This is a genomic window from Micromonospora sp. RV43 (assembly GCF_001029515.1).
Lineage (GTDB): Bacteria > Actinomycetota > Actinomycetes > Mycobacteriales > Micromonosporaceae > Micromonospora > Micromonospora aurantiaca.
In genome coordinates, this window is record NZ_LEKG01000222.1 from 1 (window position 1) to 10,558 (window position 10,558).

10 protein-coding genes and 2 pseudogenes are annotated in these 10,558 nt (G+C 73.7%); 9 read left to right on the plus strand and 3 right to left on the minus strand.

Annotated elements, in window-relative coordinates:
* Positions 1-43: 43 nt before the first annotated feature.
* The 4 genes and pseudogenes from ABD52_RS38700 to ABD52_RS33695 form a co-directional block, all read left to right on the plus strand.
* Positions 44-346: pseudogene (locus tag ABD52_RS38700) on the plus strand (hypothetical protein); the annotation flags it as partial.
* Positions 347-386: 40 nt separating this feature from the next.
* A complete protein-coding gene (locus ABD52_RS33685) occupies positions 387-1,583 on the plus strand; it encodes a CbiQ family ECF transporter T component (protein WP_235437637.1) in 1,197 nt (398 codons plus the stop codon).
* Complete coding sequence (locus ABD52_RS33690; RefSeq protein ID WP_047894398.1) at positions 1,580-3,211, plus strand: ABC transporter ATP-binding protein; 1,632 nt, start codon at positions 1,580-1,582, stop codon at positions 3,209-3,211. Before ABD52_RS33685 ends, ABD52_RS33690 begins: the two co-directional genes overlap by 4 nt.
* Positions 3,208-4,164, plus strand: coding sequence for an ECF transporter S component (locus ABD52_RS33695; protein WP_013287077.1), 957 nt, complete (start codon positions 3,208-3,210; stop codon positions 4,162-4,164). Before ABD52_RS33690 ends, ABD52_RS33695 begins: the two co-directional genes overlap by 4 nt.
* On the opposite strand, the gene ABD52_RS33700 is transcribed toward ABD52_RS33695, so the two are convergent.
* Both ABD52_RS33700 and ABD52_RS33705 read right to left on the minus strand, forming a co-directional pair.
* Positions 4,111-4,749 (minus strand): response regulator transcription factor, encoded by a 639-nt coding sequence (locus tag ABD52_RS33700; protein ID WP_047894399.1) that lies wholly within the window; start codon positions 4,747-4,749, stop codon positions 4,111-4,113. The two genes, ABD52_RS33695 and ABD52_RS33700, sit on opposite strands and share 54 nt — an antisense overlap.
* A complete protein-coding gene (locus ABD52_RS33705) occupies positions 4,746-5,966 on the minus strand; it encodes a sensor histidine kinase (RefSeq protein WP_047894400.1) in 1,221 nt (406 codons plus the stop codon). The genes ABD52_RS33700 and ABD52_RS33705 overlap by 4 nt, the downstream gene beginning before the upstream one ends.
* 222 nt (positions 5,967-6,188) lie before the next feature.
* Between ABD52_RS33705 and ABD52_RS33710 the strand changes: the two genes are divergently transcribed.
* The 5 genes from ABD52_RS33710 to manD all read left to right on the plus strand — a co-directional run bounded on the left by ABD52_RS33710 (position 6,189) and on the right by manD (position 9,798).
* Positions 6,189-7,229 (plus strand): ABC transporter permease, encoded by a 1,041-nt coding sequence (locus tag ABD52_RS33710; protein WP_222948030.1) that lies wholly within the window; start codon positions 6,189-6,191, stop codon positions 7,227-7,229.
* Positions 7,226-7,909, plus strand: a complete 684-nt coding sequence (locus tag ABD52_RS33715; protein ID WP_047894401.1) for an ABC transporter ATP-binding protein — start codon at positions 7,226-7,228, stop codon at positions 7,907-7,909. Before ABD52_RS33710 ends, ABD52_RS33715 begins: the two co-directional genes overlap by 4 nt.
* Positions 7,910-7,981: 72 nt before the next feature.
* Positions 7,982-8,203, plus strand: a complete 222-nt coding sequence (locus tag ABD52_RS33720; protein WP_235437636.1) for a hypothetical protein — start codon at positions 7,982-7,984, stop codon at positions 8,201-8,203.
* Positions 8,204-8,335: 132 nt separating this feature from the next.
* Complete coding sequence (locus ABD52_RS40370; RefSeq protein ID WP_013287071.1) at positions 8,336-8,506, plus strand: hypothetical protein; 171 nt, start codon at positions 8,336-8,338, stop codon at positions 8,504-8,506.
* 83 nt (positions 8,507-8,589) lie between these two features.
* Entirely contained in the window at positions 8,590-9,798 is a 1,209-nt protein-coding gene (manD, locus tag ABD52_RS33725; protein WP_030268196.1) for a D-mannonate dehydratase ManD, read from the plus strand.
* A 10-nt stretch (positions 9,799-9,808) separates the two neighbouring features.
* Here manD and ABD52_RS33730 read toward each other — a convergent pair.
* Positions 9,809-10,558: pseudogene (locus tag ABD52_RS33730) on the minus strand (alpha-glucuronidase); the annotation flags it as partial.

Consider the following 10,558-nt stretch of genomic DNA (forward strand, 5'->3'; position numbering starts at 1 on the left):
TCGGCGTTGCGGTTGAGGGAGAACGACCAGCCCTCGAAGCTGCCGGCCCGGCGAGCCCACCCGGCCGGCCGGCACCTCCGGCCCGCCGGCCTCCGTCAGCCCGCCGGCCTCCGCCGGCGCGTCACCGACGGCCGGTACGCCGACCCTGGCGGCGACGCCGGGTGCCGCCACCGGAACGGCACCGCAGGGCTCCTCCGACGAGCCGGTGGTGACAGATGTCGCGGCGTCCCGTGACGACGACGGCCTGCCACCGGGCACGATCGCCGGGGTGCTGCTGCTCGCCGTGCTCGCCACCGGCGCGCTGGTCGCGGCCCGACGACGCCGTGCCGCCGGCCCGGGTGACTGACGCCACGGGCACCTGGTCGCGGACGGCTGACGCCGGCCGGCTGCCGGGCCGGTGGCCGGTGTGGTGGCTACCCCGAGGGCTGCACCCGGGCGCATGGTGGCTGTGGGCGCTCGGCCTGGCCACCGCGGCCAGCCACACCACGAATCCGCTGCCGCTGGCCCTGCTCGTCGCCGTCGCCGGTCTGGTGGTGGTGCGCCGCCGGGGCGACGCGCCGTGGGCGTTGGCGTTCCGCATGTACGTCTGGCTCGGCGCGGTGATCGTCACGATGCGCGTCGTGTTCCGGATCGTGTTCGGCGGCGGCCAGGGCGAGCACATCCTGGTCCGGCTGCCGGAGATCCCGCTGCCCGAGTGGGCGGCGGGCATCCGTCTGTTCGGACCGGTCGCCGTCGAGCAGATCCTCGGTGGCTTCTACGACGGGCTGCGGCTGGCGACGATGCTGGTCTGCCTCGGGGCGGCGAACGCCCTGGCCAACCCGAAACGGCTGCTCAAGGCCGTACCCGGAGCGCTGTACGCGGTCGGCACGGCGATCGTGGTCGCGTTGTCGGTCGCCCCGCAGCTGGTGGAGAGCGTGCTACGGGTCCGCCGGGCCCGTCGGCTGCGCGGCGCGTCCGGCCGGGGGATGCGGGCGCTGCGCGGTGTCGCCCTGCCGGTGCTGGCCGACGCGTTGGACCGGTCCCTGGCCCTCGCGGCGGCGATGGACTCCCGTGGTTACGGCCGCACCGCGGCGGTGCCCGCCGGGCAGCGAACCGTCACCGGCGCGCTCGTGCTCGGCGGGCTGGTCGGCGTGTGTGCCGGCACCTACGGGCTGCTCGACGCCGCCGCACCCGGCTACCTGGGGCTGCCGATGCTCCTGGCCGGACTGACCGCCGCCGTGACCGGCATGCTGCTCGCCGGCCGCCGGGTCCGCCGCAGCCGGTACCGACCGGACCGCTGGCGCCCGGCCGAGCTGCTCGTGGCCGGCTGCGGGGTGGCCGCCGCGGCACTGACCATGCTCGCCGGCTCGGTGGACCCGGAACTGCTCTACCCGCCGGTCAGCCCGCTCACCTGGCCCCAGCTGACCCCGCTGATGCTTCTCGCCGTGGGCGTCGCTGCGGCACCCGCCTGGCTGGCCCCGCCACCACCGCCGACGGCACGTGCCGGACGCCCGCCGGCGGTGGACCGGCCGTTCCCCGTCACGGACGTGCCGGCAGACGGAGGACGCGCCGCGACCGCGACGACACCGGGAGACCGTCCATGATCTTTTTCGACCGGGTCACCGTCCACTACGCCGAGGGCGGCCCGCCGCCGTTGCGGGACGTGACGCTCCGCATCGAGGAGGGCGAACTCTGCCTGGTCGCGGGCCGTACCGGCGCCGGAAAGTCGACGCTGCTGCGGGCGATCAACGGCCTCGTCCCGCACTTCACCGGCGGCACCCTGCACGGCGCCGTCACCGTCGACGGCAGGGACACCCGCACGCACCCGCCGCGCGATCTCGCCGACGTCGTCGGCGTGGTCGGCCAGGACCCGCTGGCCGGGTTCGTCACCGACACCGTCGAGGAGGAACTGGCGTACGGGATGGAGCAGTTCGCCCTGTCACCCGCGGTGATGCGCAAGCGGGTGGAGGAGACCCTGGACCTGCTCGGCATCGCCGACCTGCGTGACCGGCCTCTGCGGACGCTGTCCGGCGGGCAGCAACAGCGGGTCGCCATCGGCGCGGTGCTCACCGCGCACCCCCGGGTGCTGGTGCTCGACGAACCCACGTCCGCGCTGGACCCCACCGCCGCGGAGGACGTGCTCGCCACCGTCACCCGGCTGGTGCACGACCTCGGAGTGACAGTGGTCCTGGCCGAGCACCGGCTGGAGCGTGTCCTGCAGTACGCCGACCGGCTGCTGTACCTGCCCGGCGACGGCCACGTCCACGACGGGACACCGGCGGCCGGGCTGGCCCGCATCGACATCGCGCCACCCCTGATCGAGCTGGGTCGCCTCGCCGGCTGGACACCGCTGCCGCTGTCGGTCCGTGACGCCCGCCGACGGGCGTCCGACCTGCGGCACCGGCTCGCCGGCGTGGCGCCGCCGCCGGTCCCGGCGGGCGCGGACACCGGTCCCGCGCTGACCGCGCGGAAGATCGTCGTACGGTATCCGGGGACCGTCGCGGTGGCCGGTGTCGACCTCGATCTGCGCGCCGGACGGGTCGTCGCGTTGATGGGCCGCAACGGATCCGGCAAGTCCAGCCTGCTCTGGGCGGTGCAGGGCAGCGGCCCCCGCCACGGCGGCACCGTGGCCGTGACCGGGCCGCAGGGCACCGTCGACCCGAAGGCCCTGCCGGCCGGTCAGGCCCGCCGGCACGTCGGCCTCGTCCCGCAGAACTCCGGCGACCTGCTCTACCTGGAGACCGTCGACGCGGAGTGCGCCCAGGCCGACCGGGAGACCGGCGTGCCGGCCGGCACCTGCCGGGCGCTGGTGGACCAGCTCGTCCCCGGACTGCCCGGTGACCGGCACCCCCGGGACCTGTCCGAGGGACAGCGGCTCGCCCTCGCGCTCGCCGTGCAGCTCACCGCCGCTCCGCCGGTGGTCCTGCTCGACGAGCCGACCCGCGGCCTGGACTACCACGCCAAGCGGCAGTTCACCGCCGTCGTCCGGATGCTGGCCGGCGACGGCCGGGCCGTGGTGGTCGCCACCCACGACGTCGAACTCGTCGCGACCCTCGCCGATCGGGTGATCGTGATGGCCGAGGGGGAGATCGTCTCCGACGGCACCACCGCAGAGGTCATGCTGGCCTCGCCGGCGTTCGCGCCGCAGGTGGCCAAGGTTCTCGCCCCCGCACCCTGGCTGACAGTGGAACAGGTCGCCGCCGCGATCAACGCGACCGGGGCACCGGCATGAGTGTCCTGCGGGTCGCCCCGCGTACCGCAGTGGTGCTGACCCTCGCCTCGGCCGCCGCGCTGGCCACCTTCACCTGGCCCTTCTTCGTCCCCGCACACCCGGAGACCACCGCCCGCACCGGCGAGGCGCCGCTGGTCTTCATCGTCATGCTGCCGGTACTCGTGGCGCTCGTCCTCGCCGAACTCACCTCCGGCGGTATCGACAGCAAAGCCCTGGCGATGCTCGGCGTACTCGCCGCCGTCAACGCCGCCCTGCGCCCCCTGGGGGCGGGGACCGCGGGCATCGAGACGGTGTTCTTCCTGCTCGTCCTGGCCGGCCGGGTCTTCGGACCCGGGTTCGGGTTCCTGCTCGGCGCCACGTCGCTGTTCGCCTCCGCCCTGCTCACCGCCGGCGTCGGGCCGTGGCTGCCGTTCCAGATGCTCTGCGCCTCCTGGATCGGCCTCGGCGCCGGCCTGCTCCCGGCCCGGCTGCGCGGCCGCGCCGAGGTCGCCGTCCTGGCCGGGTACGGGGTTCTCGCCGCCTACGGCTACGGCCTGCTGATGAACCTGTGGTTCTGGCCGTTCAGCGTCGGCGCGGACACCCAGCTGTCCTACGTCGCCGGCGCCCCCGTACTGGAGAACCTGCACCGTCTCGCCCTGTTCACCGCCGTCACCTCCACCTTCGGCTGGGACACCGGCCGCGCGATCACCACCGCCGTGGCGATCGTCCTCGCCGGTCCGGCCGTCCTCGCCGCGCTGCGCCGCGCCGTCCGGCGGGCCGCGTTCGGCGCGCCGGTCACCTTCGCCACAGCGTGCGACCCGCCCACGCCCCGGGCGGACGGCGACGACGTGACCACGCCCGGCGTCCCGCTGTCGTCCTCGCGTCAGGACGGAGACGTCGTGACCGGGCACGCGCTCGGATCAGCGGCGGATCAGGCCGAGTTCGGTGGCGGAGGCGACGGCCGCGGTGCGTGAGTCGACGCCGAGTTTGGCGTAGATGCGGGCCAGGTGGGACTTGACGGTGCCTTCGGTCAGGTGCAGGCGGGTGCCGATGCTGTGGTTGGACAAGCCGTCGGCGACCAGGGCGAGAACCTCGGTCTCGCGTCGGGTCAGGGCGGTGCCCGGCGTGCGCAGCCGGTTCATCAGCCGGTTCGCGACGGTGGGCGCCAGCGTGGTGCGCCCGGCGGCGGCGGTGCGGACGGCGGCAGCCAGGTCTTCGGGTGGGGCGTCCTTGAGGAGGTAGCCGGTGGCACCGGCCTCGATGGCGGGCAGTGTGTCGGCGTCGGAGTCGTAGGTGGTGACGATCAGCACGCGCGGCGCTCCCGGGCGGGCGGTGATCCGGGCGGTGGCTTCGGCGCCGCCCATGCCCTTCCCGAACTGCAGGTCCATCAGCACGACGTCGATGTCGCCTTCGCCTGCACGGGTGACGGCCTCCTCGGCGGTGGCGGCTTCGGCCACGACGACGAGGCCGGGTTCGGTTTCCAGCACGGCGCGCAGTCCGGCCCGTACGACCGGGTGGTCGTCGGCCAGGAGGAGGCGGACGGGGACGTCGTCGGTCACGGGCGGCCCTCGGGCTCGGTCCTGCTGGGCGGGGTGAGGGGAAGCTCGGCGGTCAGGGCGGTGCCGTGGCCGGGCGCGGACTCGACGGCCAGGGTGCCGCCGAGGGCGTTCATGCGGGCGCGCATGGCCGTCAGGCCGAAGCCGCCGCTGTCGACGTCGGGGGCGGGCAGACGGTCGGGGTCGAAGCCTTGCCCGTTGTCGACGACGTGAAGGGCGATGCGGTCGCCGAGACAGCTGAGGGTGACCTCGGCCGTGGTGGCCCGGGCGTGGCGGACCGTGTTCGCGAGGGCGGACTGGGCGATACGCAGGAGCGCCACCTCGTGGGCGGTCGACAGCGATACGGGGGCGCCGACGAGGTGGAAGCGGGCGGCGGTGCGGTGGCGGGCACTGGTGGTGGTGCACAGGCGTTCCAGGGCGCCGGCCAGGGTGGTGCCTTCCAGGGTGGGCGGGGTGAGTGCGGCGACGAAGCGGCGGGCCTCGGCGAGGTTGTCCACGGCGACCTGGCGGGCCGCGTCGACGTGGCCGGAGGCGGCACCGGGCCGGCCGGGCAGGGCGCGCTCGGCGGCGCGCAGCAGCAGTTGGATGCTGGACAGGCCCTGGGCGAGGGTGTCGTGGATCTCGCGGGCCAGACGCTCGCGTTCGGCTAGTACGCCGGCCGTGTGCTCGGCCCGGGCCAGGTCGGCCCGCGTGGCGGTGAGTTCCTCGATCAGCTGCCTGCGCTGTTCGCTCTCCCGATACAGGGCCTGGTATCCCCACACCACCCCGACGGCGACGGCGGCGCCGAGCGCGGGACCGATCACCGTGGCCGCGGTGAAGGAGCCGGTGTGAGCACCGAACCCGGCGACGGCCGCCGCGGCGGTGGCGATCACGGCAGCCAGGCCGGCGCGGCGCGGCAGCAGGTGGAGCTGGAGGAAGTACAGCGGGAACGCCACCCAGATCGCATCGGGGGACAGGCTCAGCAACACCAGCCACGCGGCGCCCACGGCGGCCAGCCACCAGGCGGCGGCCCACCGCGAGCGGCGGATGCGGGGGAGGAGCGGCCCGATGGCGTACGCCAGGCCGCACGCCACCGACGCAGCGACGATCGATCCGGCGCGGGGCCGGTCGTCGGCCACCGCCCGGCCGGCGGCCAGGACGAGCAGGCCGATGATCAGCAGGTGCAGGCACCAGGCCAGGGCTCGGGTGGTCGGGGTCAGGGCAGGGGCAGCGGTGCTCACAGTGCGTCCCACGTTACCGAGACCGGCGCCCCGGGGGCCTCTATCGAAAGTTAGAACCCGTGCGCCGTCCTTCGGCCCGCGAAGTGCCCGCCTACGCCAGACGCGGACACGGGCGCCGGCCGCGATGGTGGAGTCGTACCGCTTCCACCGTCGAAAGGACAGGCCGAGGCCGTGTTTGTCGCCTGGAGAGATCTGAAGTTCGCCAAGGGACGCTTCGCCCTGATGGGGACCGTCATCGTGCTGATCACCCTGCTGGTCGGGCTGCTGTCCGGGTTGACGGCCGGACTCGGCCGGCAGAACGTCTCCGCCATCACCGGCCTGCCCGCCGACAGGATCGCCTTCCAGGCCCCCGGCGAGGGCCAGGGCGTGTCGTACTCCAACTCCACAGTCACCGAGAAGCAGTGGCAGCAGTGGGCCGAGGCGCCCGGAGTGACAGGCGCCGAACCGCTGGGCATCGCCACGACGAGGGCCACCGCCGGAAACAGGAGCGCCGGGGTCTCCGCCTTCGGCGTCCGGCCCGGCTCCCACCTGGCCCCCGGCAGCGGCCGGATCGACGGCCGCTCGGCAGTGCTGTCCACCAGGGCCGCCGACGACCTCGGTGTGAAGGCCGGTGACTCCGTCACCCTCGCCGGGCAGCGACTGACAGTGGCGGCCGTACGCGGCGACGCCTCCTTCAGTCACACCCCTGTGGTGTGGATCAGCTTGGACGTGTGGCAGAAGATCGCGCCTCCCACCGGCACCGGCGGCGGCAGCCCGGCGGCCACCGTCGTCGCCCTGACCACCACCTCGGGGGCCGATCTGGTGGCCACCGACCGGCAGGCGGGCACCAAGACGGTCTCCGTCGACGACTCGCTGTCCGCGATCGGCTCCTACACCTCCGAGAACGGCTCCCTCCAGCTGATGCGGGGCTTCCTGTTCGCCATCTCCGCCCTCGTCATCGGAGCGTTCTTCACCGTCTGGACGATCCAGCGCAGCGGCGACGTCGCAGTGCTCAAGGCACTCGGCGCCTCGACCGCCACCCTTCTCAAGGACGCCATCGGGCAGGCCGTCGTCCTGCTCGCCGGCGGCACCCTGCTCGGCACCGGCATCGCCGCCGCGCTCGGCGCCCTCGTCGCCGGGTCAGCTGTGCCGTTCGTCCTCACCCCGGTGACCGTCCTCCTTCCCGCGGCCGTGATGGTCGTCCTCGGCGCCCTCGGAGCCGCCCTGGCCATCCGCCGCATCACCTCCGTCGACCCGCTGACCGCCCTGGGGAGCGCCCGATGAGCCTGAACCTGACCGACATCACCCTCACCTACCCCGACGGCGAGGGCCGCCTGACCGCCCTCGACCGCGTCACCCTGGACGTGCCCAAGGGGAGCCTGACCGCGGTGATCGGCCCGTCCGGCTCCGGCAAGTCCAGCCTCCTCGCGGTCGCCGCGACCCTCATCACCCCCGACACCGGCACCGTCACCGTCGACGGCACCCCGACTACCGGTCTCGTTCGGGCCGAACTCGCCGACCTGCGCCGCCGCAAGATCGGCATCGTCTTCCAGCAGCCCAACCTGCTGCCCTCCCTCACCGCCGCCGAGCAGCTCCAGGTCATGGCCCAGATCGACGGCCGCCCACCGGCCGATGCCCGTACCCGCGCCGTGGAGCTGCTCGACGCGGTCGGCCTCGCCGGCCAGGCCGACCGCCGGCCGCACCAGCTCTCCGGCGGCCAGCGCCAGCGCGTCAACATCGCCCGCGCCCTGATGAACAACCCCACGGTCCTGCTCGTCGACGAACCCACCAGCGCCCTCGACCACGAACGCGGCGCCGCCGTCATCGACCTGATCACCCGCCTCACCCACCAGCAGACCACCGCCACCGTCCTGGTCACCCACGACCGCACCCACCTCACCGCCGTCGACCAGATCGCCGAGGTCCACGACGGCCGCCTCCACCTTCCGGCACCAGCCCGCTGAAGCGGGTGTTCCGGGGGCGGGTCGGCGCAGCGGCCTGCGGGCTGCCGTCGACGTCGTGATCCAATGAAGCGCATGGTCGTCCAGCGGATCACCGCCGGCCTGCTGTTGCTGATCGGGTTTCTGGCGATGGCGGCCTCCCACACCTTCCCGTTCCTCGACGATCTCTCCGAACCGGCCGAGTCGGCGGTCGCCATCGGGGGCGCGGCGTGCCTGCTGGCGGGGGTGTGGCTGTGGTTGCGCAAGCTGGCGGACCGGTCGTCCGCGCCCTCGGCCGGCGACGGTGAGAGCCCGTGACGGCGCGCGGATCGGAGGCCGGGAAAGGGCCGGCGTTGGCGGTGACACGTCCGCCCGCCGCTCACTCCGGCGGGCGCCGCCCGTCGTCGTGCTCGACGGGCGGTCCCGGCTGAGGCGTCGGATACTGAGCCGATGACCAACCCCGACCTCGATCCCGAGGTGTACCCGCCGATCGACCCGCGTGAGGACGTGCCGGACGATCCCGGCGAACTCCTCCCGGACACGCCCGGCGAACTGCCCGAGGCGCCGGTCGAGCCGATGCCCGACGACGGGGAGCCCGGGGGCGTTCCCGAACCGGCCTGACCGGCCGGCACCGGGGCACCCAACAGATCGACGATGATGGATAATCCTGTGGTGACCGGCGCGCCGACCGCAGGGGAGACAGGATGAGGATCGTCGACGCCCGGGTGATCGTGACCTGCCCCGGCCGGAACTTCGTGACCCTGAAGGTCGTCACCGACGCCGGCGTCACCGGCGTCGGTGACGCCACCCTCAACGGCCGGGAACTGGCAGTCGCGTCCTACCTGCGTGACCACGTCGTGCCGCTGCTGATCGGGCGCGACCCGGCCCGGATCGAGGACACCTGGCAGTACCTCTACCAGGGGTCGTACTGGCGGCGCGGGCCGGTCACGATGAGCGCCGTCGCCGCCGTGGACACCGCGCTGTGGGACATCAAGGGCAAGGTCGCCGGGCTGCCGGTCTACCAGTTGCTCGGCGGCCGGTCCCGCGAGGGCGTGACCGTGTACGGGCACGCCAACGGCGAGACCGTCGACGAGGTGCTGACCGAGGTCGCCCGCTTCGTCGACCTCGGCTACCGCGCGGTCCGGGTGCAGTGCGGTGTGCCCGGCCTGCCCCGGACGTACGGGGTCAGCGCCGACAAGATGTTCTACGAGCCCGCCGACGCCGCGCTGCCGACCGAGGCGACCTGGTCGACCGAGGCCTACCTGGCCCACGTGCCGGGCGTGTTCGCCCGGGTCCGCAAGGAGTTCGGGCCCACCCTCCGGCTGCTGCACGACGTGCACCACCGGCTCACCCCGATCGAGGCGGCGCGGCTCGGCAGGAGCCTGGAGCCGTACGCGCTGACCTGGATGGAGGATCCCGTACCGGCGGACCTGCAGGAGGGTTTCCGGCTCATCCGGCAGCACACCACCACGCCGATCGCGGTCGGCGAGGTCTTCAGCAGCATCTGGGACGCCGCCCAGCTCATCCGGGAACAGCTCATCGACTACGTCCGCACCACAGTGGTCCACGCCGGCGGGATCACCCACCTGCGACGCATCTTCGACCTCGCCGCGCTGCACCACGTCCGCAGCGGCTCGCACGGAGCCACCGACCTGTCCCCGGTCTGCATGGCCGCCGCGCTGCACCTGGACCTCGCCATCCCCAACTTCGGCCTGCAGGAGTACATGCGGCACACCGAGGCGACCGACGAGGTGTTCCCGCACGGCTACCACTACGAGGGCGGCTACCTGCATCCGGCCGAGACTCCGGGGCTCGGTGTGGACATCGACGAGCAGGCCGCGGCCCGCTACCCGTACGCGCCGGCCTACCTGCCTGTGAACCGGCTGACGGACGGCACCGTGCACCCCTGGTGAGCGCGCCGGTTCAGTGGATGCGGCGACCGTGCGCGTCCGGCACCCCGGACTTGCGGAAGAAGTAGGTGTTGATCTGGTCCCGCCACTCGACGGCGCTGCGGAACTGCTCCTCCAGGCGCTCGGCCACCCGGTCGTGGACGGCCGGGTCGACCGCCCCGGCGACGAGCCGCCACCGCTCCCGCATCGCCGTGACCTCCTCGACCCCGGCGAAGTGCGTGTCGTAGATGTGCTGGATCACGGTACGGCCGCTGTGCAGCACGTGCCGGTACGGGACGTGATGGAAGAACAGCAGCAGTTCGTCGGGGCAGCGCTCGCGTGACTCGTACACCTCCGACCACGGCGGCGGGTACTGGCCGGTGAAGCCGGTCCCGGTCGCCCGGGTCCGGTCCACCCCGACGCCGTCGCGGTCGGCGAAGTGGTACGTGCCCCACGGGGTGTACTCGTAGCCGTCCACGTCCGGGCCGTAGTGGTGACCGGGCCGCACCATGAAACCGACGCCGAGCGGGGCGGTGTAGCGCTCGTAGGTGCGCCAGGAATCGTCCATGATCGCGTGCATCGTCCGCCGTACCGCTTCCGGATCGCCTGTGGTGACCGGCAGCCAGGTCAGGTCGATCCACTCGTCGAGGATCGCGGCGGGATCCAGCAGCGGATCCCAGGCGAGCCGGCCGAAGGCGTACAGGTTCGCCTGGGCCAGCGGGTGCCCGGTCCAGAACGGGTCGTCGCCCACGTTGGCCACTGCCACCAGGCCGCCCCCGGTGCC

Coding starts and splice junctions, on each gene's coding strand:
- ABD52_RS33690 (WP_047894398.1), top strand. CDS start 1,580: ATGATCTTTTTCGACCGGGTCACCGTCCACTACGCCGAGGGCGGCCCG.
- ABD52_RS33695 (WP_013287077.1), top strand. CDS start 3,208: ATGAGTGTCCTGCGGGTCGCCCCGCGTACCGCAGTGGTGCTGACCCTC.
- ABD52_RS33710 (WP_222948030.1), top strand. CDS start 6,189: ATGGGGACCGTCATCGTGCTGATCACCCTGCTGGTCGGGCTGCTGTCC.
- ABD52_RS33715 (WP_047894401.1), top strand. CDS start 7,226: ATGAGCCTGAACCTGACCGACATCACCCTCACCTACCCCGACGGCGAG.
- ABD52_RS33720 (WP_235437636.1), top strand. CDS start 7,982: ATGGTCGTCCAGCGGATCACCGCCGGCCTGCTGTTGCTGATCGGGTTT.
- ABD52_RS40370 (WP_013287071.1), top strand. CDS start 8,336: ATGACCAACCCCGACCTCGATCCCGAGGTGTACCCGCCGATCGACCCG.
- manD (WP_030268196.1), top strand. CDS start 8,590: ATGAGGATCGTCGACGCCCGGGTGATCGTGACCTGCCCCGGCCGGAAC.